Below are 26,246 nucleotides of genomic sequence, written 5' to 3'. Positions count from 1 at the left end.
TTTTTTGTTTTATAAACTTCACATATATTATATATCAAGTGCTGCATGATATCCTTGATATACTGCAGTAGTTATAGTAGATGGACGTACACAATCACCGATTTGTGCTACATATGGAGCACAATCTATTAACTCTTCTACTATATTTCTATTAGCTCTCTGTCCAAGTGCACATATAACATGTGTTCCTGGTACTAAAATTTCATTATTATTTTTATCAGCACAAAGAACGCCTTCCTCTGATACTTTTAATCCTTTAAATTCTGTATGTACTTCAACACCTTGTTTTTCTATTTCATCTAAAAGTATTGGACGATGTCTTATATTTGCATCTGGAGCAAGTTCACTTCTCATTTCCACTATATGAACCTTCTTACCTTCTTTAGCTAAATGTATCGCTGTTTCACATCCAGCAAGACCTCCACCAAGTACTATTATTTCTTTCACAGTTTCTACCTTATCTCTTTCTAGATAATAATTGTTTACAACTACTACATTATCGCCATCAAGTCCTGGAATTGGAGGAACTAATGGAGATGAACCTACTGCTATTATTAGGGCATCCACATTTTCTTTTTCTACATACTCCTTAGTAACTTTTGTATTTAAACGTATTTCTACACCTTCATCTTTTGCTAATTTGCTAAAAGTATTTCCAAGTTCATACATTTCATATTTAAATGGTATAGCTTTTTCTCCTTTTAAGATTCCACCTAATGCATCTGCTTTTTCACAAAGTATTACTTTATGACCACGTTGTGCTGCTGTTATCGCTGCTTTTAATCCTCCTGGCCCTCCACCTGCTACTAAAACTTTTTTAGGTTTTAATACTGGAGTTATTTCCATACCTTCTATTTCACGACCTATAAGTGGATTTACTGTACATCTTCTAGTGGAAGTTGCAGCTCTTTCAGCCATACAAGTGAAACATCTTAAACACTTGACTATATCCTCATCTCTATTTGACATTACCTTTTTTGGAAGTTCGTGGTCTGCTAATAATGCTCTTGCCATTTCAACTACATCAGCTTTTCCACTTGCTATTATCCCTTCCATTTGAGCTGGGTCATTTAGTCCGCCAAGAGTTGCAACTGGTACACTTACATGTTTTTTGATTTCCGCTGCAAGATAAACATTACATCCATGAGGTACAAACATAGATGGATGTGTTATTCCAAACCCTCTTTGATATGTTCCTGCTGAAACATGAAGCAAGTCAATTCTTGACTCTAATAGCTTAGATATTTCAATACCCTCAGCTAAATCATATCCACCTTCAAATAACTCAGAGCCACTTAATCTAAATTCTATTGGGAATCCTGGACCTACAGCTTTACGAACACTATCTAATACTTCTTGTGCAAAACGTACCCTATTTTCTAAAGTACCTCCATATTTATCAGTTCTTTTATTAAAGTATGGTGATAAGAATTGATTGATTAACCATCCATGTCCTCCATGAACCATTATCATTTCAAACCCAGCTCTTTTGGCAATACCTGCGACTTCTCCATAAGACTTTACTATATCATCTATTAATTCTTGAGTTAATTCCTTTATTTCTAGACCATCAACTCTTGTACTTGGACTTACTCCATACTGTGACAAACCTTGCTTTTTGTTTTTGTCCACTAGGTAAGTTCCTGCATATTGACCAGAATGTGATAGTTCTACACTTGGTATTGCACCATGACGTCTTATAGCATCTGCTGTATATGTAAAACTGGCTAAAGAATCAACTATTTTTAAATCTAAGTGATACGCATGTGAACCATCAGTCTCTGGATGAACCATACATTCACTTATAGTTACAGCTCCAGCCCCACCCTTTGCTCTTAATTCATAAAATGCTGTTGACTTTGGTCCTATTGTACAGTCGGCTGTTATATCTGTTCCACCCATTGGTGCAGAAAACATTCTATTTTTGAATATTACATTTCCTATTTGAATTGGTTTACATAAATTTGGATATTTTCTTTTCATAATATTATCTCCTCCATATTAACTTATTTTTTTGCTCTGATATTTTGATATTTCTTTATTATTTACAAATCTATAAACAAAGGTTAATCCTAAGCCTATTATTGCCATAACAATTCCTATTGTGAATGCTCTTGTATAATTACCATCCACTGCGTAAACATTTTTCATTACTGTAGGTCCAATGTATCCTGCAAATGCAAATCCTATAAACATGATTCCATAATTAACGCTATTATTTTTAGGACCAAACTGGTCTACTGTAAACCCTGGGAATACCCCCATAAATGCCCCAAAACATACTCCTATAATAGAAATTCCTATGTAAAACTTCACTACTTCTCCTTGTACTGAAGTTGATAAACAAAATAAACCTACAATTGAAATTATAAATGCCATTGATAAGGTATTTATTCTACCTATCTTATCTGATATATAACCTGCTACAATACGACCTGCTGTATTAAATAAAGCTAAAATGGAAACTGCCATTGCAGCTGTTGCTGATGTCATGCCTATCATATTTTGTGCTAAAGCAGATGCCATGGATGTACACATCAATCCATAAAAAGCTCCACATGTTAGTAAAATAATCATCACATAGAATATTGATGAAGAAAGCATTTCTCTCCAATCTTTATTTTTTGACTGCTTCCCTTGCATAACTGGTGATGTCCATCCTTCTGGTACAAAATCATCTGGACATTTTTCAATAAAAAATGATGCTCCACATACAACTATAAGAAATACTATCCCAATTGACTTAAATGCTGTTGTAATACCAAAACTAGTAGTTATGCTATTTGCTATTGGTGGTATAATTACAGAACTAAATCCATAAGCAGCAGTTGTTATTCCCCCTACTAATCCACGCTTATCTGGGAAAAATTTAACAGAGTTGCTTATTGTACACCCATATACCATTCCAACTCCAAGACCTAGTACGATTCCATATGTTAATACTAACATTGGTAAGCTTTTTGAAAATCCAGATAAAATCATACCAATACCAAATATAAGACCGCCTACAAAAATAACTTTCTTAGGTCCAAACTTATCATTTATTCGACCTCCAGTAATCATAGTTATAGGTCCAACTGAATTAGTAACTGTGAATACTATTGCTAAAGTGCCTGCAGTAAATGCTGTTCCATTAATTCCACTTAAGTATTCTGCCATAGGTGTAGCAAATACACTCCATGCATAGATTGACCCAATACACAAATTAATAAAACAACTTGCGATTAATATAATCCATCTTTTTTTAGTATAGTTCATTATTTTTTCCCCTCCAAACAATTCAATCTATTCCTTTTATTTAGGTTAATATTATCATAATAATGTTTTCATGTAAATATAAACATGTAATTAATTACATGTTTGTATTTACACTTTTTTTTATTTAACCTATTTTTTTATAAATAATGATATAATAGACTTATTGATAATAAAACTAAAGAGGTGAAATATGGGAACCCTTAAATATGCAATATTAGGACTATTAAACAGAAAACCTATGACAGGATATGATTTAAGTAAAGAATTTAATTTTCAACTAAATGAATTTTGGAGTGCAAAACATAGTCAAATTTATCCAGAGTTAAAAAAATTAACTAATGAAGATTTAATAGTTCATGAAGTTGAAATTAGTGGTGATGTGTTAGAAAAAAAGGTTTACTACATAACAGAAAAAGGAAAAGATGAATTTTTAACTTGGCTATCTAAAGACATCCCAATGGAGCCTACTCCTAAAAATAAGTTTAGACTGAGAGTATATTTTTACAATAATCTAGATTTAGAAAATAGAATTGATTTACTTAAACATCAACTTATTCAGCATAGTAAAAGACTTGAATTTTTAATGAGCCAAAAAGATGCTTATGCTGAAATTCCTGACTTTTATGATGATTATTTTGGTGATTATCTTGTATTAGATGGGGCGATTATAAGAGAAGAAGGTCAAATTAAATGGCTAAGTAATTGTATAGATATTTGCCTACAACAAAGTAAAAAATAAATATCAAAAATAATTTTTTTAAATCTATACAACATTAATTAGATGATTCCTATATTGAATAGGAACCATCTTTTTTGTACTCATTAATTCTTTTAATTATTATAGTCATAAACATACTAATCTATTTCATCTTTTAAATCTTTAAAAATACCCTACAAAATAGACATTATATATCTACTCTATAGGGTACATTTTAATTTTACTCTATTTTCATGACTTTTTATGTCTATTAAAATGAATTTTCATCTCAATCAATCTAACATAATAATTATAAGTTATTTATCCAGTTCATTTTTGCGAGTTTAAATAGTCGATACAAAACTAAAAAATTATGCCCATTATTAGTTTCATATTTTTTTATTTAATCTAAATCTTCACCATTTGAAGCAATTACTTTCTTATACCATTCAAAACTTTTCTTTTTACTTCTTTTCAAACTTCCATTACCACTATTATCTCTATCTACATATATAAATCCATAACGCTTTTCCATTTCACCTGTACTAGCACTTACTAAATCAATAGGACCCCACATAGTATATCCTAGCAAATCTACTCCATCTATAGAAACTGCATCATACATAGCTTTTATATGTTCTCTTAAATAATCGATTCTATAATCATCTTCTACGTAACCATTTTCATCAGCTATATCTTTAGCTCCTAATCCATTTTCTACAATAAATAATGGCTTTTCATATCTATCATATACATGATTTAACGTAATTCTTAGACCTAGTGGGTCAATTGGCCATCCCCATTGACTATATGAAAGATATGGATTTTTAGCAGATGTAAATATATTTCCTTCAGCTACATCATCTACACTTTTATCAGTTCTAACACAACGGCTATTATAATATGAGAATGCAATAAAATCTACAGTGTGTTTATTTAATAATTCAATATCACCAGGTTCCATTTCTGGTGTAATACCTTTTTGTTCCATATACTTTAAGGCATAATTAGGATATTTTCCCCTAGATTGTACATCTATAAAAAAATAGTTTTCTCTATCTAGCTTCGTAGCTTCCCATACATCATTAGGATTACAACTATAAGGGTATACACTTCCAGCTGCAAACATACATCCAACTGAGTTATTTTCATCAACTTCATGTGCTATTTTAGTTGCGACCGCACTAGCCACAAGTTCATGATGGGCAGCTTGATATTTTATCCTTTCAACATCTTCTCCTTCTTCAAAACAAATACCAGCTCCCATAAATGGAGCATGCAAAATCATATTTATTTCATTAAAAGTCAACCAATACTTCACTAATCCTTTATACCTTCTAAAGATTACATTGCATAGTTTCTCATAAAAACCTATCATCTTTCGATTACGCCATGCACCATACTTTTCAATTAAATGCATAGGACAATCAAAATGTGTAATAGTAACTAATGGTTCTATATTATACTTTTTACATTCATTAAATATATTTTCATAAAATTGAAGACCCTTTTCATTTGGCGTTTCTTCATCACCTTTTGGGAATATTCTACTCCATGCAATACTCATTCTGTATACTTTAAATCCCATTTCACCAAATAACTTTATATCTTCTTTATAATTATGGTACATATCAATACCAGTTTGAGCTGGATAATAATGTTCATCATCAAAATCAAACATTTTTAATTTTCCTGTAATAACTGCTGTTCTATCTTTTCCTGTTGGACATACATCTACATTTGCTAGACCTCTTCCATCTTCATTATATCCACCTTCACATTGATTAGCAGCAGTAGCTCCTCCCCAGAGAAAATCTTTTTTTAAACTCATAGTTAAGCCTCCTAAAATTACACTAAAGCATTAACTTATGCTAATACTTTAGTCTTTTATTAATACCTTAGTATTTTATTAATTCCTTAATCTTTTACTAAAATATAACTGTAATTAGATTATCTTTTAATTCAGTATTTTTACTTTCTGTTTCTACCACATCTAAAAACTGCGATGAATTTGTAATAACAATTGGAGTTACAACACTATATCCTGACTCTTTTATTACATCAATATCAAATTTTAGTATTGTTTGACCTTTTATAATCCTGTCACCTTGTTTTATATATGCCTCAAAACCTCTTCCTTCTAATTGAATAGTATTTAATCCAATATGAATAAGTACCTCAACACCTGCATCTGAAATGATTCCTATAGCATGCAAGCTTGGGAATAAGGTCGTAACCACTCCATCTACTGGTGCAACTACTTTTCCATCACTAGGTATTATTGCTACACCTTGACCCAGTACACCAGATGCAAATGCTGCATCTTCTATATCACTTAAATTTAATACTTCTCCTTTTATAGGGCTTGCTATTATCTCTTTTTCTAATTTAACAGACTTAACTCCTTTTGTTTCTTCTTCTACTTTATTGTTTACCTTTTTAGATTCTTCTGTTTTCTCATCTTTATATAAAACCATAGTTAATACAAAAGCTACAACCATTGATATAGCTATACCAGAAAGAGCTACTATTAAGTTGCCCATTCCTCCATCTGGTTCAATCATTGCTGGAAGTTCGAATATTCCCATCCCTCCAGTTATAAACTTTCTAAGATTAAAGAATCCATAGAAAGCTCCTCCAATACCACTAGCAATACAACTTATTATAAATGGTTTCTTTAAAGGTAGTAGTATCCCATAAATTGCTGGCTCTGTAACTCCAAATATACCAGATATAAAGTTTGGTATTGCCATCTCTCTTAATTTCTTATTTTTAGTCTTAAAAAATATAGCTAATACAACTGCCGAACTTGCAAATGTACAAGCAAAGAACGGCATCATAACATTATCGTATCCTAAAGTCATAACATTATTTATATATACAGGAATAAATCCCCAGTGCATACCAAAAATAACAAGAATTTGCCAAGTAAATCCTACTATAGCACCTGCTAATAATGGACTAAAATCTCTTACTGAAAGTACAACTTGTGAAATAAGTGTAGAACCAAATGTTGCTATAGGACCTATAACTATAAGTGCAACAGGTAATGTAACTAATAATGTGAGCATTGGTACAAAGAAGAACTTAACTAAGTCTGGAATAAACTTATTAAATAATTTTTCACACTTAGATGCAAAATACACTATAAATATAATTGGTACAACTGTTCCAGTGTAATCCATTGATATTATTGGTAATCCAAGGAAATCAATATATACTGGTGATGCAAACATAGTCCCTTTAAATAAAGTATACATCGCATCTGTACCTGCTGATATACCGCTACCTTGTATAGCAGGATAACACATTGCAGCTCCTAGTGCTAATCCCAACATTGGTTTTAAACCAAATTTTTTGGCTGAAGTATATCCTAAAAATAAAGGAAGAAATGTAAATAATGCATCTCCTGTTGCATTTATTACCATATATACGCCAGATACATCACTGTATAGTCCCATTGCTACAAATAAAGCATTAAAACCTTTTAACATACCACAGGCTGCCATTATTCCTAGTACTGGCTGGAAAATTCCTGATATTATATCTATACATTTATCCAACATACTACCTGACTTCTTTGTTTCCAAATTTTCACTTGAGTCATCTAAGTCAATTATTTCAACTACATCTTTATATACAGCTTCAACATGATTTCCTATAACTACTTGATATTGCCCCCCACTTTTCATTACAGTAACAATACCTTCCATATTTTTCAACACATCGTCATTTGCTATACTTTCATCTTTTAATGTAAAACGTAATCTCGTAATACAGTGTACTAATCCACTAATATTTTCTTTTCCTCCAACATTTTTTACTATGTCTTGTGCTAATTGTTTGTATTTTCCCATTTTCTCCTCCATATTTCGTTTAAATTAAATTTTTGAAATTTGAAGGTTTGGCCAACTCAATGTTACCATCCAACCATAGGTATATCTTTTTAGTATCACTCCTTTCAATGGCTATTCCTATATAAACTACTACAAGATTATTCAACTTATATTTTTGAATCTTTAACTACTTTAGCTAAATGTATAGTTAAATATATAAGTTCATCATCTGTTAATATGTAGTTATATTGTTTTTTAATAAAATTCTTAATCTTGATTACACATTCAAACTCTTTATTGTACTTAGACTTAATAATACTTAATAACTCTTTATCTGTCTCACCTTCATGTGCACTATTTAAAAGTAATCTCTGCGCAAAGAATTTAAGATGCATTATAAATCTATAATAAAATACTGATTCTTCATGAAATTCTATCCTAAAATGATATCTAACTATGCTAAGTACTTCTTGTATTAACTTTGTAATATCAGATGCTAAAGTATGACCTTCACTTAGCTGGGCATTTACTATATGAAAAGCTATAAAGCCAGCTTCATCTTCAGGTAATTTTACACCTGTTTTGCTTTCGATAATGTCTAGTGCTTTCATTCCAATTTCAAACTCTTCTTTGTAAAACCTTTTAATTTCCCAAAGTATTGCATTTTTTACGTTTATTCCTTCTTTCATTCTTTGAATTGCAGAATATGTATGGTCACTTAGTGATATATAAATACTTTCATTTAACTTCTTGTTTAACTTTGTCTGTGCATATTCTATAATTTCACTTGATAATTTCATGTGTTCTATAGGAATGTTATTAAGTAATTCTTGTAGCTTATTTGATATTTCTTTGTTCGATATTCTAAATACTTTGTTTACTTTAGTTTTATCTATTAGACTACCTTTTGATTTTTGATAACCAATGCCTTTACCCATGACGATAATTTCTTCATCATTTTCATCTAATGTGATTACAACATTATTGTTTAATATCTTATTAATTATCATGATTATCCTCCTTTTAAGCATAAAAAAAGCTTATCCATAATAATGGGCATACTCCTTCCTAGGATACTGCTATTATTAATGAATAAGCTTAGCTTGTACTTAAACAATTACTACCTAATTCCAATTATTATGATAAAACATTAGACATATTTTGTCAACGTTTTCTTTATATATTTCATCTTCTATGACTATTATTTAATGGTAATCAAATTCTTTACCAATAAGTATAAGAACGATTAATGTGCTATAATTTCTTTAACTAGTAAATTTTATGTTTATTATAATACAGTATATCCATAAAATACTTTATCAGAACAAAAGTATTAAGAATTAAAATAAAAAATAGTTAGGGAGATATAATTATGATTTTATATTTTAGTGGTACTGGCAATAGCCGATATATAGCTCGCAAAATTGCACAAGAATTAAGCGATGAGTTAATATCATTAAATCAACTTATAAAAGAAGAAAAAACAGATGACTTAATATCAACAAACAAGCCATTCATATTCGTATGCCCTACTTATGCATGGAGATTACCAATAGTTGTTACAGATTTTATAAAAAAAACAAAGTTTTTGGGAAACAAAAAAGTTTACTTTATAATGACTTGTGGTGGTGATACAGCAAAATCCATAAACTATATTAAAAAATTGTGTGAATATAAAGATTGGCAACTCAAAGGTATGGCAGAAATTAAAATGCCAGAAAACTATATAGCTTTATTTCCTACACCAGATAAAGAAACATCAAAACAAATTATTAAAGAAGCAGATAAACAAATACATAAAATTATTTCTGATATAAATAATGAAAATGAATTTGAAATCATTACCCCTAGTGGTTTAGGAGGTACAATTAAAAGTGGGATAACAAATATAGTTTTTTATAAAATGATTATTAATGCTAAAGGATTTCACTATACTGATAAATGTATTGGTTGTGGAAAATGTGTAGAACTATGTCCTTTAAATAATATTAACTTAAAAAATCAAAAACCAGATTGGGGAAATAACTGTACTCATTGTATGGCATGTATTTGCGGTTGCCCTACTGAAGCTATTGAGTATAAAAATAATACTCAGAATAAAGAAAGATACTATTTAGAATAATATATTTTTGCTATTTAAACCATTATAAAAGGGGCAGTCTCAAAATTGAGATAAGCCCCTTTTTCATTGTTAAAATCATAGAAATATATTTGATTTCATACAAAAAAGAGAACCTCATGAACTAAAAAGTTGGTTTTGAGATACTACCTTTTTGTTAAATTATTTTACTCGCCTTTTCTTGCATCATTTTCACCAATATGTTGTATCCCAATAAATATAAGATTTATTAGTTCTGTTAGTGATTTCCATTGTGATTTTTTTGAATCAAGATAATAATAGTTTTTTGTTCCTTCTCTACGTACATTAACAATTTCTGCTTCTTTCAATATTTTAAGATGATGAGATACAGCAGGACGAGAAAGATGTGTTTTTTCTGTAATCTCGCCCACCCGTATTCCATTAAAATCACTCTCTAAAAGCGTAATTAAAATTAATTGTCTAGTTTCATCACCCATAGCAGAGATAGCTTTGCGACATTCTTTAAATCTAGATGTTACTTCTTGCATTCTTTGCTGACATTCTTTTTCCATAAAATCCTCCATCTCTTATAAGTATCTAACATTTGCTGGTTCTTTTTGTGCAGTACGTCTATATTTAACATCTGGATATCCAATCACTAGTGTTGTAAGTACATGAGCCCTATGTTTTAGACCTAAAAGTTTTTTTAACTTTGGTGAATTATTTGCTACATCTGAAAAATATCCACTAAATAAAACTCCTAATCCATAAGATTCTGCCATTAGTGCCATATTTGATGCTGCAAGTGAACCACTAATCTTATCTTTTGTAACTATCATTATTGCAATAGGAGCATTCTTGAAAAAAAAGTTATCATCAATCGAGACTTCCTTTGAATGTTTAACAGTAATATTTGCAATAGGTTTTATTTTTCTAAAAAACTTTACTGCTTCCTTCTCATATATTGATTTTTTATTATCCAAAACAATATATGAAACATCTTGTGAATTTTTAGCACTAGGTGTATATCTACCTGCTTCTATAATTTGCTTTACAATCTCTGAAGAAACATCTTTATCTTTAAACTTACGAATACTTCTTCTTGATTTTATTGCCATTAGCAATTCATCTGGGTCCAGATTTGGCTTCTTTGTAAGTTCTATTGGTGGTTCATCAAATCCTGTTAGTGTAATAGCTTCTTTTGGACAGATTGCTGAACAATGTCCACACATTAGACAATCTTGATTTTTTATTACTGATTTTTTATTTTTTATATCTATATTATTTACTGGACAATCATTTTTACAAAGTCCACATCCAATACAGAGTTCTTTATTAACTTCAATTATATGCTTATATCTCATATGCTTTTATCTACCTTTCGTTCATTAGTTTAAACTATTATAACACGTAGATATTTTTTATATTCATTGGTAAAGAATTTGATTACCATTAAATTTTTACCATCTATATTACACAATCTTTTCATAGAGTTTAAAGTATTATGGTTTTCATATAATAACTTTCTTTTATTTGTAGTTATAACAAATAACAAAAAAGCACATCCCCAATCAGATGCACATTTTAAATAAATATATCTTTTATAAAGATTATAATCCATGTAGATTTCACTAGATTTTTTTAGATTAATTCAATACCCCAAAGTAAATTCAAATCTCTAGTTTATACAATATCTACGCTTCATAAAACACATCTAATATTTCTTTTTTAGTATGTGCATTTAAAAGCTTTTTACTTATATCTTTACCACCTAAAATATAAGATATTTTAGATATTAATATTATATCTTCATTTCCTTCAGATTGTGGCATAGAAAACATAATTATTACTTTTACAGGCAACCCATCTATACTTGGCCAATCTACACCTTCTCTAGATTTACCTATTACCACAGATGCTTTCTTTACATACTTTGTTTTTCCATGTGGCATCGCCATCTGATAACCTATACTTGTAGAGCCTATTTTCTCTCTATGCTTTAGTGCCTTTATGAACTTACTTTTTGAAGTTATACTTCCTTCATCGTATAATTTATCCACTAATTCTTGTATTATGCCTTCTTTTGTAGTTGATTTTAAGTCTAAGATAATACTTTCTTCACTTAATATATCTCTAATTTCCATTTATTTTCTCCAGTACATTGTTATTAAATAATATTTTAATATCCTCTTTTCTCTCACAATCTATTATATAATTTATATAGTTCTTTTGCCTATATAGATTTGATACTTCAATCAGAATATGTTTTAAAAAGCTACGATTACTAGTTTCTAAATAAAGATTAATCGTTCTATTAACATTATCGACATTCATTATTCCTCTATTTACTTTGCTTTGATTGCATATATATATATTTAAATCTTTTCCTAATGAGATAGATTCATATTTACTACTTAAATTCATACCTATTAGACTTTTCATCTGACTTATATCAGAATTAAAATATATATTATCTTTTAAATATACTCCTAATAAGTTTGTATCTAAGTCTTTGTTATTTTGAGGTTTATTAAGTAGGGCATTTTTTATATTATTAATGTCACTTTCCATTAATAGTACTGATACAACTATATGTAATTTGTCTTTCAAGTCTAAATTTACAGTAGATATTACAAAATCTACATCATCTAAATTTCGCTTATTCAATTGATGCATAGGGATTATATCAACTATAGTCCACTCAGGAAATTCTCTTTTTAATCTAGCCGCAAGAAGCTGAGATGTTCCATACCCTGTATTACAAACTACTATTACTCTTTTATCACTCATATTTCTTTCTATAGCTGCTTGAAAATATGTAGCTAGATATGAAACTTCATCTATACTAATATTTTTTAAATTATAATACTCTGTCATAATATTTAAAGTCATCATACACAACCCCAATACATCTGAAAATCGCTCTTGTATCTCTTCTAATAATGGATTTTTTATTTGGATATCATATCTTAATCTGTTTAACATGTGTCTTACATGAGATGTTAGACTTTTTTGTAATAATTCATCATCTCTAAGATTTATATTTAAAAACTGTGACATATTCTCTATCATTATAGATGATACTTTTTCACTATCACTTAATATCTCTGATTCATCATTGCTACTCTTATTACTTTCGCTACTAAATCCAGATGATACTAAATATATATAAATATATTTAATTTCATCTTTAGTTATTTTTACTCTATATCTATTTTCTATTTTTCCTATAAGTGTAGTTACCTTTTTATATACTAACTCATCTAAATTACATATAGAAACTTCCTTTTCCTCCTGAAACTCTATTTGATTACCTTCTTCAACTCTCTTTAAACATATAAGTATATGTGTAATTAAATTTATATAGTAGGGCTGACTTATAACATATCCTAAATTATCTTCCAACTCTGTAATTATAGTTTCTACAAATATAATGGAATCAATATCAAATAAATTTATCAATGCACTAAATGTAGCAGAATCTAATCTTGTTAACTCAGATATATCATGCTGTTCATAATTTTCATCTAATAAGTCGTCCACCATCTTAGCAATCGATTTCCTTATATCCACTTCTTTACCTATAATTTTAGTTCCCTCTAGGGTTTTATTAAGTTTTAAATTATATTCCTTTATCCATTCCTCTATATATTTAAAATCATTTACTATAGAGGTTTTACTTACATAATATTTATCTGATAACTGATTTATTGAAGTTATATTACTTGAATTTAATAATAGATATTTTAAAATTTCCATTCTTCTTTGCTCTACTGATAAAGATTTATTTCCTTTTGGTTGTATATTTAAACTATTAATTAGGTCTATATTGTTCTTTGCTGAAGCTTCTATTAATATTCCACAACCTCTTTTTATATCAATTTTTATATTAAAAGTTTCTAAATATACCTCAATAACCTTCAAATCTTTCTGTAATGTTTTATCTGATACATTTAATTTATCTTTAAAGTATTTTATAGGTCTATATTCATTTTCATTTAATATCAATTTAAGAAATTCAATTTGTCTTGATACAAGCATACTTATGCCCCCTACCTATTTTTTGATATTTCTATTAAGTACTATTTTAGCATATTTCATAGCTATGTAAGAATACTAAGATACTTCTGTATCATAAAAGAATTTATGATACACTTTGCAAAATTCATATAATATAATTTCAAAATAAAAAATAAGGATATTGAGATGTAGCCAACTACTTCTTCAATATCCTTATTTTCAATCTTATTTATAATTTAAGCACTAAGTACTTCAAATTCACTACTTTCACTCTTTATAGTAGGTTTTGTTATTCCTATAATTAATGTTGTTATCACTGTGCCAACTAATATGCAAGCTATATACGCAATTGGCGAACTACATGCAAATGGTATTACAAATATTCCTCCATGTGGTGCCATCAAAGTTATATCTAAACTCATACATATTGCTCCACCTATACAAGAACCAATTATATTTGCTGGAATCATTCTTAATGGGTCTGCAGCTGCAAATGGTATTGCTCCTTCTGTTATAAAAGATGCACCCATTATAGCAGTTGGCAGTGCTGACTTTCTTTCTTCTTTAGTAAACTTATTTTTGAATATTAACATAGCTAATGCTATTGCTAATGGAGGTACCATTCCACCTACCATTAATGCTGCTGATGGTTCAAATACATTACTAGAGAACATAGCTAATCCAAATGCTGAAGCTGTTTTATTAATAGGGCCTCCCATATCTGAAGCCATCATTCCTGCTAATATTGCACCTAATAATATTTTATTAGTTCCAGACATACCTTGTAACCAAGACTGTAAAGCTTCATTTAGCCATGATGCTGGCGTATTAACTATGAAGAACATTATAGCCCCACTTGTGAATGCAATCAATAGTGGACATATCAGTACAGCATTTACTCCCTTTAATACATCTGGTAAGTTTTCTGTTATCTTCATTACTCCTAAAGCTATATATCCTGTTGCAAATCCGGCTACCATACCACCTAGAAATCCTGAGCCTCCAATAACTGCCATAAAACCAGATATCATAGCAGGAGCAAAACCTTGCCTTCCAGCAATTGATTTAGCTATAAAACCAGCAAGTATTGGTATGAATAACTTAAATGCTGAGTCGCCTCCAAGTTGTCCAAAGAATCCAGCTATAGGATTGTATGTTTCATGAGTTGGGTCTGATGCAAATATACCAAACATAAATGCTATAGCTATACCAATCCCACCTATTACTACAAATGGAATCATTTCAGATACACCATTCATTAAGTGTTTATAAATACCTTTTTTCTCTGCTCCTTGAAGTATTTCTTTTGAATCTTCTAAAGTTTTTCCACCTGGCTTAATTTCTTTAGCCATGCCATTTTCAGCATTTATAATTAAATTTTTTGCTAATGAAACATTCTTAGCATCTGCTACTTTCTTTTGTAATACTTTCTTTCCTATAAATCTACTTGTCTGAATTTCTCTATCACAAGCTATTATCACATACTCCGCTCTTTTTATATCCTCTTTAGTTAACTTATTTTCTATACCTATAGCTCCATGTGTTTCTATTTTTACTTCATATCCCAGCTCTTGCCCTGCTTCCTCTAACGCTTTTTTTGCCATAAAAGTATGGGCTATCCCTGTTGGACACCCTGTTATTCCAACTATAAGACCTTTACTTTGATTATTACTTAAATCTCCTGATTCTACTGCCTTACAATTAAATATATTTAATATTTCATATGGAGTTTCTGCATTTAGTAGATTCTTAATAAGATTTTCATCCATTAAATATGTAGCTAATTTAGATATAATCTTAAGATGAATGTCTAAACCTGATTCTGGAATTGCTATCATAAAAAATGACCTAAGTTTTTGACCATCATTATCCATAATTTCCTTATCTGTTCTTAAATACATCATTACAGGTTGATTTACTGCACTTGACTTGGCATGGGGGATAGCTATTAAATTTCCCATGTTGGTTGGTGATTCTTTTTCTCGTTTATTAATATCAATTATAAATTTTTCTTTATCATTTATATAATTTCCATGATACAAATGATTTGCCATATAATCAATTACATCTTTCTTAGTTTTAAACTGTTTATCTAATACAATACAATCACTACGTAATATTTGCTCTATCATAGACTCTCATCTCCTCGTAATTTATTATCCAATTACTAATTCTTCTTTTTGTGAAAAACATTTTAATTTATCTATGTCATTAAATAAATTCATTTTAAACTCTATAACCTCCCTTGCAGCTTCTATACATTGTGGATATATAGCATCTGGTTCATACAGACTTGGATTTTGTTGTAATACTTCTCTACACTTCTTATAATATGCTGATTTAACATCACTTGAAATATTTACTTTACAAACTCCTAGTTTAACTGCTTGTGCTATTTCTTCATCTGGATTTGATGAGCCTCCATGAAGGACTAAAGGTATATCTACTACTTCTTTTATTTCTTTCAATAAGTCTAATCTAAGTTCTGGTTTAAACCCTTTTGGATATATACCATGTGCTGTACCAATTGCAATAGCTAGCGTATCTACTCCTGTTTTTTCAACAAAATCCCTAGCTAATTGTGGATTTGTATATATTATTTCATCAGAACCACCTTCTCCTGATGTTCCAGTTGTCCCTATTGTCCCAAGTTCTCCTTCTACAGATACATTTAATCCTTTTGCTATTTCCACTATTTCTCTAGATATAGCTACATTTTCTTCATATGGTAAATGTGACCCATCAATCATTACTGATGTAAATCCACATCTTATAGCTCTTAATATTTGACTTTTATTTGCTCCATGGTCTAAGTGTATTACCATAGGTACCTTACTCTTATGTGCTTCTTCTATACAACTAGCTACAAAACTATCTTCTAGAAAACTTAACTCATTTGGGTGAATTGCAAGGATTACTGGTGCATTTTTTTCATTAGCACTCTGTACTACCGCTTTAAGTATTTGCCCACTCCCTATATTAAATGCTGGTACTGCAAATTGATTTTCTTGTGCCACTTGTAACATTTCCTTCATATTTATTAACATATTGTACCTCCTGATATTTTTAATTTTGATTTATTTGTTATTGATTTTGTTGTTGTTTATATTTAAATAATATCAGGGTAATAAAAGTCAGAAAATAACAATCGTTTTCCTTATTGAAAAGGAACTTTTATTATATATTCTTAGTTCCTTTTCAATAAGGAGCTTTTAGAAGTCTGTATCACAGTTAATTATATTTCTTAAACTTATTTATTATCAATACTCAATAAGCTCAAAAGCTGACTCTAATAATTGTGATTACTTTGTAAATCTTCATTTAAATTCTATCCTCTAGCTATATCATCAATTTATCAAAAGATACAAACATATCAAATACCCTACTTTCATTTACTTGAAAATTAACATTCAATAATAGCATATCTTACATAGATGTTATATTTTACATACCTATAGTTATAAATTTTAAAACACTAGCACTATAGTTAATGCTATATTGACATCAAAAAATCAAAAAGATATTAGCCAGACAGCCAATATCTTTTTGTACATTTCAATGGTAGAGATGATTTATAGGAATCATACTCACAATTATCTAATTTTTAGATGTCATAAGCTTGACATAACACACCAAAATTACACTTCTTGAGTTCATTTCTAAGAAATAAAGAAACTTGGTTTTCTAATCACTAATTTATAAGTTAGTCTCTATTATTTTATGTAAATCTTTTTCTATCTAATTTAAAAATTATTCCTAATGCTATATAACATATCCCAATTACTAATACACCATAAGCCATAGATACTCCTATCTTAAATTCTTGCATATTAGTTACAATGGAGATTGAAATAGGTCTATTGTAAACGCCATAAAGCAAGGCTGACATTGTATATTCTCCAATTGTACGAATAAATACCAATATAGCCCCTGAAATTATTCCTGGCATCATATTTGGGATTATTATATTATAAAAGGTTTGTATTCTTCCAGCACCTAAACTCCTTGATGATTCTTCTAATCCTAAATTTATTGACTTCATAGCAACCTCATTGGATGAAAATAGTAATGGCAAGGCATAAATTGTATATGCTATAGGCAAAATATAAAAACCACCTATTAAGGACTCATTAAAAGCAAATATACTTTTTTGATTAAATGTGTTAATTAGGTTAACTGCAATAGCACTTGCAGGCATACTCCAAGGTAACATTATAATAAATTTTGCTAGTCGATTATATGTATTATCTTTTTTAATTACTAAATATGATACTGGTACTGTAATTATCAATCCTAATGCCACTGCCATTAAAGACATTTTCAAACTGTTTAAAATAGGCTGTAATACACGTGATTTTTGGAAAATCATCTGGTAGTTTTCCAGTGTAAAATCTCTAGGAAATATGGTCGTCATAATTGAATGTGTACTTACAAATGATAAGTATACAATAGTAATTATAGGGAGTATAATAATAATAATTTGTATTTCAATAATAATCTTACATACAAATGTAAATAAGTCTTTTTTTCTATTATTAACTTTATAACTTTGAGATTTTAGGGATGATACTACTCCATATTTTTTGCCATAATACTGTAACAAAAGCATAAATGCAATCCCCATTAGTAACAAAGTAATCACTTGAACTGAGGCTATATCCATATGGTTATTAGCCTTAGACCTAACAATCTGAGTACTCAAAACTTTAAAACCACCACCTATAAGATTTGGTGCTGAGAAAGAACTAATCCCTGATGCAAAAGTTATAATAGTAGAAGTTATAACAGCTGGTGTAATAACAGGCCATATTACATCGAAAAATAGTCTTAGCTTTGATGCTCCCATTCCCTTTGCGGCTTCAACTGTTGAGTAATCCACATATTTTAAGGCAACATATACATTTAAATAAAAATACACATACTGAGTATAGGCAACCACAAATAAAATTCCCTTTAATCCACTAAAATCATAGGGTTTGTTGATAAATGAGAGTAAAATTTCTATAGATTTTGTAACTATCCCACTTTCTCCATAAAGCTGAATACATGCAATTACCATAATTACTCCAGGAATCATCATCGGACTTAGTAAAAGAATATGTATGATTTTTTTGTGTTTATCACAAACAAATGTCATATACAAGGCAAGTGATATACCCATAATTCCACATACAAGTACAGAACCCAATCCCAAAATTATAGTATTGCTTACTACCCTTAAATTATTAGTATTTGAAAAATATTCTTTGAATACTTCAAAAGAATATCCACCTTCACCTTGAAATGCTTGTGCAAAGGTGTTAGCTATTGGAACGATAATATATCCAATCAGAATCCAAAATAATATACTGTATAAAATAATAGAAATAATATTTTTAGATGTGAATTTACTATGGTTTCTTTTTTTAATCATATTATTCACCTTGTAGCACACCTAAATATGCCCTATCCCCTACATTTAATTTATTACTATTATTCAGCCTATTAAGTTCAGTCACTTGATATTTTTTCTCATTATTTGATACTGTATATTCTAAAATTGGACCTAAGAAACGCTTAGATTCTACTTTTACTTTTACAAACCCACTTTGGTTAGTATTTTGCAACAATACCATTTCTTCAGGTCTTTTATAAATATAAGGTTTTGTCTCTTTTTCAATATTAAAATTAACATAATCCTCTTTTTCAATACAGTTTGAAGTGCCTACAAAATTTGCCACAAAATCATTCAATGGTCTTTTGTAGACTTCCATTGGCATACCAATTTGAAGAACTTTACCCTTATCCATTACAGCTATTCTATCAGAAATAGCCAACGCCTCTTGTTGATCATGAGTAATAAATAAAGTAGTAATACCAATTTTTTGCTGTATCTCTCTTATTTCTTCCCTCATTTTGACTCTTAAAGCTACGTCTAGATTAGACATTGGTTCATCTAATAAAAGCATCGTAGGCTCAATAGCTAATGCTCTTGCTACTGCCACTCTTTGTTGCTGTCCACCAGATAATTCATCAATCTTTTTTTTCCTAAAATCTTTCATTCCTGCTAGTTCTAAATAAGTATCACATTTTTCTACTATAATTTTTTTAGATAATTTTTTTATTTTTAATCCATAAGATACATTTTCTTCTACAGTCATATTTGGAAACAATGCATAGTTTTGAAAAACAGTTCCCATATTTCTATTTTCTGGTTCTAGGTTGGTAATATTCTTATCACCAACATAAATACTCCCAGAAGAAGGTTTTATAAATCCACCAATTATTCTTAAAATGGTTGTTTTACCACATCCAGAAGGACCTAATAAAGTAAAAAATTCGCCTTCTTTGATGGATATATTAATATCATGTAATACTTTTTCTTTTCCATAATAATGATTAATTTCCTTTAATTCTATATTCTTCATATCGACCCCACAAATTATCTAATATTTATAAATTTTAAATATACACATGATGAATCACTTCACATCATTGACTACTTCATTAATTACTCAAAAGCTATTTTATTTAATATCAGAGTATTAGCATCATTAGGTAGCGTGAATTACACAAAAACCATGATATACTATAGTTCCCTTATACGTAAAATAGCGAGGAAAATCCTCACTATTTTTGTATATAATATTAAATTATCTAACTAGACTATTTTATAGTTTTATTATTATCTATTATATCTGTTTCCCACTTTTCAATCCAGTTAGATTGATTTTTTCCAATTACAGACCAATCTACATCCATAGCTTTATATTCTTTCGACATCCACTTTGGTGAATCTTTAAGTGCAGAATCTAATGTTGGTATACGGTTAAAATCATTTGCAATCATAGCTTGAACCTTAGCACTTCCAACAAAATCTACAAATTTAGCTGCTGCATTTGGATGTGGTGCATTTTTTAGAGCTGCTACACAGTCTGTAATTACTACAGAACCACTCTCTGCATCCACAACTTCTAATGGCATATTATTTTTTTCTTTATTATCTATTATATCACTTAACACTGCAACAGATATAGCAGCTTCACCTTTACCTATTGCTGAATACATAACACTTCCACTATTGTAGTAGTTCTTTATATTTTTATTTAAATCTTCAAGATACTTCCAAGCTTCAGCTTCACTCTTAGTAGTTGAATAGTAATTGATTAAGTTACTAACAGTAGAACGCATAGATGATGATAATGAATCTCTAGTAACTATTAAATCTTTATATTCTTCTTTTGTTAAATCGCTCCAATCTTTTGGTGCTTTATCAGCTGATAATAATTTTGTGTTATAAAACATCATTACTGGTGTTTTTATAGTTCCATACCAATATCCTTCTGAATCTTTATAAGACTTGTCCAATTCATTATTCCAACTTGGTTCAGTCTTTTCATATAATCCTTCTTCTTTTAATTGCATATATGTAGACGTATCCCCACCAAACATTATGTCTGCTTGTGGATTATCTTTTTCACTTCTAACACGATCTGCTAGTTCACCCTTTAAGTTTATAAATTCAACATTAACTCCTGTTTCCTTTGTAAATTCTTCAGAAATCGCTCCTAGCATATCCTCACCATGAGTAGTATATACTATTAATGTATCCTCTAATTTATCACTTTTTGCTGCATTATCATTGCTACAAGCTACCAGTGATAATGCCATCACTACAGTTGATAAAATAGCTGCTATTTTTCTCTTCATATTGACTCCTCCCCCCATATTCTCCATGTTCATTTTAAATGTTATTATTCTTATAGTCAACGATTCGACAACAATCTATATAATTGTATTTTTCTATAGTCACTTATTTTGTTATTGTTTTTTTCTATATCCATGTTTATTTTTATACATATAATTTTTGTATTCACATTAATCCTTTTTTAATATTAGTATTGTATTTCTTCAAGACATATTTTAAGTATTAGTATTATCATTATATACATAAAAAATGACCTATAAATAGGTCATCTGAACTAATGATTTTATGGTATATGAGATATTTTCTTAAATCATTTATTATTTTTATCATTTACAATACTCTTTTTATCTTAAAATAATTATAATCTAACTTTAATCACAAATTATATTACATGCAAATATTTTTAGCAAACTTAATAACTAAATAGCTATATTTCATTAACCATCTTATAAATAGTTATATAACCTATCCACTATTCTTCCTCAATAAATTCAAATAAATTTTCCACTGTAGTATTGAATACTTTAGCAATATCCATAGCTAACTTTAAAGAAGGATTATATTTTCCATTTTCTAAGTGTACAATAGTCTCACGTCTTACTCCAACCGATTTAGCAAGTTCATTTTGTGTCATAAGGAGTTTTTCCCTATATTCTTTAATTTTTGTCTTCATCAATATTGCCACTTAGTTACATATCCCCCTTTTATCAAAGTACACATACAAAATTAATTTAGATAATGATTGTATAAATAATACTGCAATAAGAATTATGCCAGTGTCCATATTTGATATATTTATATTCCTTGTATAAGGAGTTGCAAAGAAAATAGCAATTATAACTATAGAATACATCATTATTTTTATTGCAATCTGATTAACTTTTGATAGTATAAATTTAGATGATTCATCAACTAAATCATTATATTTTTTATTATAAATTAGATAACAACCAAAAACTATTAACCAGCTCAGCCCTGGAAGAGAAGCCGTACTTGGACCTTTAAAAATATACTTAGTCGCTAATACCGCTATAAAAAAATAAGTTATTACAAGTAATTCTAAGATAAGCTTTGATTTTACTCCAGTTTCTGATTTAGACATATAAAAATCCTCCTTAAAAGTTATATATTCTTTAGTTTTTGTTTTCATTAATATAATTACTTAATTACATATACCTCTTTTATCAAAATGTATATACAAAATTAATTTAGATAACGATTGTATAAATAAAACTGCTAATAGAATTATACCTATATCCAAATTTGATACATCCAAAGCTCTTGTATGATTAGCTGAAAAGAGAACAGCTATTACAAACATAGAGTACATCATTATTTTTGATGCAATTTGATCAACCTTTAATAACATAAGTTTTGATGCCTCATCGACTAAATCATTATATTTTTTATTATACATTGAGTCAAATACCCAAAAAACTAATAAGATTATAAAAGTAATCCAAATACCTTCGCCTTTAAAAATAAACTTTTCTAATAATAAGTCTATAAAGAAATAGGATAGCATCAGGAATTCTGAAACAAGATTTGCTTTAACACCAAGCTTCAATCTAGACATATAAAATCACCCCTTAAAAGTTATATATTTATAACACCTCATGTTATAAATATATAACTTTTTCAAATAAATTGCAAGAAAATATTGTAAATACTTAATAATATTTTTACAAGTATAGTCCATAAAAGATTTCATAATAGATATCTAATGCTTACAAATAATATTATAAAATTACTTTTTTATTCACTCCTATATAACCAACGCTCTAAAAAATTCTTATACCCTAAAAATTTATTCTTTAGTAAGCAGTACAGTACTAGATTAGTTTATTATATCTATTCTCTCAATCATATCATTTACTAACTATTATCCTAATTAATATGAAATATTGAAATGTATAGTTATACAACCTAAATTCACTTCAATATCCTTCAAAAATACCTTTTTGGGCGACTGGAGTGTGATTTTGGATTTCATAATCAAAATAAAAAACCACTTATCTATTGCCATAGAGAAAGTGGTTTAGAATTTGAATTTAAAAATAAATCTTAAATTTATTTATTACAATTCATTAATTCGAAAAAATATTTAGAGTCATGTGTCTTATAAAGATTTAGCCAAGAAGTTAATGCTTCTTCTTTAAAAACATCTAAAACTTTTAAAACTTGTATCGTAAATTCTAATGGTGCAATTCCTGAAGCAGTAATTAAATTTTCATCACTAACTGCAGATTCCATTTTATAATATTTTTCTCCAGAATAACTTGGTATCACCATTTTTAGAAATTCTAAATCATTACTTGTATGATTTCTAAAATCTAGTAAACCTGTTTTAGCTAACCCTAAAGTAGCACCACAAATAGCTGCAACTATAGACCCTTGTTCCAAAGCCCCCTTAGATTTTTCTAATATTTTCTCATGACCCATAGACATCCAAGTATTTCCCCCTGGCAAAATTAATAAATCATTACTTTCAATATTAAGCTCATCAATTGTAATCTCAGGTAAAACTTTTAATCCACCCATTGTTATAATAGGATTTTTATCAACTCCTACTGTAATTACTTTTAGTGGCTTTAATCCTTTTTTGAAATATCTTCCTGTGTTTAATTCAGCAGTTAAATATCCAACTTCCCAATCTGACATAGTATCGAATACATACATATATACTTTTCTATTTTTCATCTTTTACTCCTTATCTTATCAATTAATATACCTACATTGTAAAATAACTTAACTGACATACTCTGTCAGTTAAGTTATTAAATTTGATAGTGATTAATTAATTCGAATAAATCTTCAACCATTTTATCCCTAAGACTTAATGGTTCAATTATTTGTATAGATTTTCTATAAGGTATAAGTATATTTGGTACATATGTAAATATTATCTCTTCTTGAAGTTTAAATATTGCTTTATTTGAAGTCCTTTCTTTTAAATAATATCCTAGAAGCCAATGCTGACATAAGTTGTCCAATGCATTTATCTTTCCTTCTATAACTAATTGTATAGTATTATCTTCATCTTTTGTCTCGTCCATAATCCCCTTTATAAAGAATTCACTTGCTGAAAATTCATTTGGTCTATTAAAAGTATCTGATGTTTCTATAACACTACTAATTCTATCTAACCTAAAACTACGAATCTCATTTCTCATTTGGCAAAATGCTACTATGTACCAATTATTATTCCAACGAACAATTCCATATGGATTTATAATCCTACATTTTGATTTTTCTTCATGAGCTGTACGATAGTTAATTTCTACAGATGATTCATTTGCTATACTATTTTTCAACTTTTTAAGTACAGATTCTATGGATATTTTTCCAGTGGGTTTTATTACTTCAAAACCGATTAAATGTTTTGTTAAAATTTCTTCTTGTTTTTGATTTGAATACATTTTTAACTTTGAAGTTGCTTTATCTAATGTTTCATCTAAGAAACACCCTTCTTCTTTAGCAAATATAGCTGCATGAAGTAGAGCAGTTTGCTCTTCTGTATCAAAAAAAAGAGGTGCTTTGATGAAATTATTCAAAAGTGTATATCCACCATTATGACCTGTATCTGAAATTATAGGTATTCCACTAGCAGATAATGCATCAATGTGTCTGTAAACAGTTCTTATGTTTATTTCTAGTTTTTCAGATATTTGTTTTGCGGTTATTTTTTTATCTGAGTTTAGCATCCATAATATGGACATCATATTATCAATTTTAGCCATATAGTTTTACCTCTTTGTGTGTGTTTTATAAGTTAATTATATAGGTTATTAGATTAATTTTCATAAAAAAAGGGGCTGTCGCATGAGCACACTAAATTTGTTCTGTAAAGGCTCCTTATTCTTATATAGTTTTTTAACTATTTATCTTGGATACCTTTATGGTACATTAATCCATTTTCTAAGTGTACAATAGTCTCTCGTCTTACCCCAACTGATTTAGCAAGTTCATTTTGTATCATAAGGAGTTTTTCTCTATATTTTTTAATTTTTATTTTCATCAATATTACAACTTAGTTACATATCCCCCTTTTATCAAAGTATATACAACACTAATTTAGATAAAGACTGTATAAATAAAACTGCTAAGAGAATTATACCTATATCCAAATTTGATATATTCAAATCTCTTGTACAATAAGCCTCAAAGAAAATAGCTATTATAATCATAAAAGTATACTCTTTAATAAACATTACAATATGGAACTAGATTAGTTTATTATATCTATTCTATCAGTAATATCATTTACTGACTATTATTATCCTAATGAACATGTAGCAAATCACACACTCTAAAAGAACCCAATATACCATCAGAAAAGCCTCTTTTTCTGTAGTCATGGTATGCTTGATGGATTTCATCACTAAAATAACAAGAGGCTATCATATGATAAAATTAAATTTGTTCTGTGATATCTCTTTCTACTTGTACACTTCTATTCACTCTAAGTTCACATCCCTCTGGTCTTATAATTCTCTTTAATTTTTCTTTTTTCATGAAATAACTTAGATACTTGTAAGTTTTTAGTCCTATTTTCAAGAGGAGTCTTACTATTATTACCCTTAATAAAGCTGCTTTTGTACTGACAATCACGAAATTCTTCACATTTATACACAATTTTACCCCAAGAGTCGTAATGAGTCACAAAGT

The 26,246-nt window shown here is 28.8% G+C and carries 22 protein-coding genes and 1 pseudogene; 2 read left to right on the top strand and 21 right to left on the bottom strand.

All coding sequences use genetic code 11. The annotated features are described in order from the left end of the window. Positions 1-27 precede the first annotated feature (27 nt). Both Q3304_RS02260 and Q3304_RS02255 read right to left on the bottom strand, forming a co-directional pair. Positions 28-1,983, bottom strand: coding sequence for an FAD-dependent oxidoreductase (locus Q3304_RS02260; protein ID WP_407814201.1), 1,956 nt, complete (start codon positions 1,981-1,983; stop codon positions 28-30). 18 nt (positions 1,984-2,001) lie between these two features. Beyond that, positions 2,002-3,258, bottom strand: a complete 1,257-nt coding sequence (locus Q3304_RS02255; protein WP_407814200.1) for an OFA family MFS transporter — start codon at positions 3,256-3,258, stop codon at positions 2,002-2,004. A 190-nt stretch (positions 3,259-3,448) separates the two neighbouring features. Here Q3304_RS02255 and Q3304_RS02250 point away from each other — a divergent pair, with 190 nt between their 5' ends. Then, positions 3,449-3,997: a PadR family transcriptional regulator gene (locus Q3304_RS02250; RefSeq protein WP_054277565.1), complete on the top strand. Its 549-nt coding sequence runs from the start codon at positions 3,449-3,451 to the stop codon at positions 3,995-3,997. Positions 3,998-4,358: 361 nt separating this feature from the next. Here the strand turns inward: Q3304_RS02250 and Q3304_RS02245 are convergent, their stop codons facing one another. The 3 genes from Q3304_RS02245 to licT form a co-directional block, all read right to left on the bottom strand. Then, the gene (locus tag Q3304_RS02245) at positions 4,359-5,786 is read right to left on the bottom strand and encodes a 6-phospho-beta-glucosidase (protein ID WP_407814199.1); all 1,428 of its coding nucleotides are present in this window, start codon (positions 5,784-5,786) and stop codon (positions 4,359-4,361) included. 97 nt (positions 5,787-5,883) lie between these two features. Beyond that, a complete protein-coding gene (locus Q3304_RS02240) occupies positions 5,884-7,812 on the bottom strand; it encodes a beta-glucoside-specific PTS transporter subunit IIABC (protein WP_407814198.1) in 1,929 nt (642 codons plus the stop codon). A gap of 146 nt (positions 7,813-7,958) precedes the next feature. Further along, positions 7,959-8,801 carry a BglG family transcription antiterminator LicT gene (gene licT / locus Q3304_RS02235; protein WP_054271603.1) on the bottom strand — a complete coding sequence of 281 codons (843 nt, stop codon included), beginning with the start codon at positions 8,799-8,801 and terminating at the stop codon, positions 7,959-7,961. 362 nt (positions 8,802-9,163) lie between these two features. Here licT and Q3304_RS02230 point away from each other — a divergent pair, with 362 nt between their 5' ends. Continuing rightward, the gene (locus Q3304_RS02230; RefSeq protein WP_407814197.1) at positions 9,164-9,913 is read left to right on the top strand and encodes an EFR1 family ferrodoxin; all 750 of its coding nucleotides are present in this window, start codon (positions 9,164-9,166) and stop codon (positions 9,911-9,913) included. A gap of 164 nt (positions 9,914-10,077) precedes the next feature. Here the strand turns inward: Q3304_RS02230 and Q3304_RS02225 are convergent, their stop codons facing one another. The 16 genes and pseudogenes from Q3304_RS02225 to Q3304_RS02150 form a co-directional block, all read right to left on the bottom strand. Then, entirely contained in the window at positions 10,078-10,455 is a 378-nt protein-coding gene (locus Q3304_RS02225) for an ArsR/SmtB family transcription factor (protein WP_407814196.1), read from the bottom strand. Positions 10,456-10,458: 3 nt separating this feature from the next. After that, positions 10,459-11,235, bottom strand: coding sequence for a nitroreductase family protein (locus Q3304_RS02220; RefSeq protein WP_054271606.1), 777 nt, complete (start codon positions 11,233-11,235; stop codon positions 10,459-10,461). A gap of 330 nt (positions 11,236-11,565) precedes the next feature. After that, positions 11,566-12,015 (bottom strand): PTS sugar transporter subunit IIA, encoded by a 450-nt coding sequence (locus Q3304_RS02215; protein ID WP_054271608.1) that lies wholly within the window; start codon positions 12,013-12,015, stop codon positions 11,566-11,568. Continuing rightward, positions 12,005-13,912, bottom strand: coding sequence for a BglG family transcription antiterminator (locus Q3304_RS02210; protein WP_407814194.1), 1,908 nt, complete (start codon positions 13,910-13,912; stop codon positions 12,005-12,007). The genes Q3304_RS02215 and Q3304_RS02210 overlap by 11 nt, the downstream gene beginning before the upstream one ends. 215 nt (positions 13,913-14,127) lie before the next feature. Next, positions 14,128-16,023: a fructose-specific PTS transporter subunit EIIC gene (locus Q3304_RS02205; RefSeq protein ID WP_407814193.1), complete on the bottom strand. Its 1,896-nt coding sequence runs from the start codon at positions 16,021-16,023 to the stop codon at positions 14,128-14,130. Between the two features lie 24 nt (positions 16,024-16,047). Further along, the gene (locus tag Q3304_RS02200; protein ID WP_054271611.1) at positions 16,048-16,938 is read right to left on the bottom strand and encodes a ketose-bisphosphate aldolase; all 891 of its coding nucleotides are present in this window, start codon (positions 16,936-16,938) and stop codon (positions 16,048-16,050) included. Between the two features lie 671 nt (positions 16,939-17,609). Next, complete coding sequence (locus Q3304_RS02195; protein ID WP_407814192.1) at positions 17,610-19,304, bottom strand: ABC transporter permease; 1,695 nt, start codon at positions 19,302-19,304, stop codon at positions 17,610-17,612. Between the two features lies 1 nt (position 19,305). Continuing rightward, entirely contained in the window at positions 19,306-20,298 is a 993-nt protein-coding gene (locus tag Q3304_RS02190; RefSeq protein WP_407814191.1) for an ABC transporter ATP-binding protein, read from the bottom strand. Positions 20,299-20,536: 238 nt separating this feature from the next. Beyond that, on the bottom strand, positions 20,537-21,580 hold the full coding sequence (locus tag Q3304_RS02185; RefSeq protein WP_407814190.1) for an extracellular solute-binding protein: 1,044 nt from the start codon (positions 21,578-21,580) through the stop codon (positions 20,537-20,539). Positions 21,581-22,050: 470 nt separating this feature from the next. Further along, complete coding sequence (locus tag Q3304_RS02180) at positions 22,051-22,263, bottom strand: helix-turn-helix transcriptional regulator (protein ID WP_176702544.1); 213 nt, start codon at positions 22,261-22,263, stop codon at positions 22,051-22,053. Continuing rightward, on the bottom strand, positions 22,264-22,680 hold the full coding sequence (locus tag Q3304_RS02175; RefSeq protein ID WP_407814189.1) for a hypothetical protein: 417 nt from the start codon (positions 22,678-22,680) through the stop codon (positions 22,264-22,266). A 60-nt stretch (positions 22,681-22,740) separates the two neighbouring features. Beyond that, positions 22,741-23,154: a hypothetical protein gene (locus Q3304_RS02170; protein ID WP_407814188.1), complete on the bottom strand. Its 414-nt coding sequence runs from the start codon at positions 23,152-23,154 to the stop codon at positions 22,741-22,743. A gap of 494 nt (positions 23,155-23,648) precedes the next feature. Then, positions 23,649-24,278 (bottom strand): type 1 glutamine amidotransferase family protein, encoded by a 630-nt coding sequence (locus Q3304_RS02165; protein ID WP_407814187.1) that lies wholly within the window; start codon positions 24,276-24,278, stop codon positions 23,649-23,651. Between the two features lie 77 nt (positions 24,279-24,355). Continuing rightward, positions 24,356-25,318 carry a helix-turn-helix transcriptional regulator gene (locus Q3304_RS02160; RefSeq protein WP_407814186.1) on the bottom strand — a complete coding sequence of 321 codons (963 nt, stop codon included), beginning with the start codon at positions 25,316-25,318 and terminating at the stop codon, positions 24,356-24,358. Positions 25,319-25,488: 170 nt separating this feature from the next. Then, positions 25,489-25,596 (bottom strand): annotated as a pseudogene (locus tag Q3304_RS02155) (helix-turn-helix domain-containing protein); the annotation flags it as partial. A 263-nt stretch (positions 25,597-25,859) separates the two neighbouring features. Continuing rightward, positions 25,860-25,982 carry a hypothetical protein gene (locus Q3304_RS02150; protein WP_407814185.1) on the bottom strand — a complete coding sequence of 41 codons (123 nt, stop codon included), beginning with the start codon at positions 25,980-25,982 and terminating at the stop codon, positions 25,860-25,862. Positions 25,983-26,246: the final 264 nt, after the last annotated feature.

The sequence above is a fragment of the Clostridioides sp. GD02377 genome (genome assembly GCF_045899875.1).
Classification (GTDB): Bacteria; Bacillota; Clostridia; order Peptostreptococcales; family Peptostreptococcaceae; genus Clostridioides; species Clostridioides difficile_A.
Note: the sequence above shows the minus strand (reverse complement) of the source record. Positions and strands in the feature narration are given on the sequence as shown.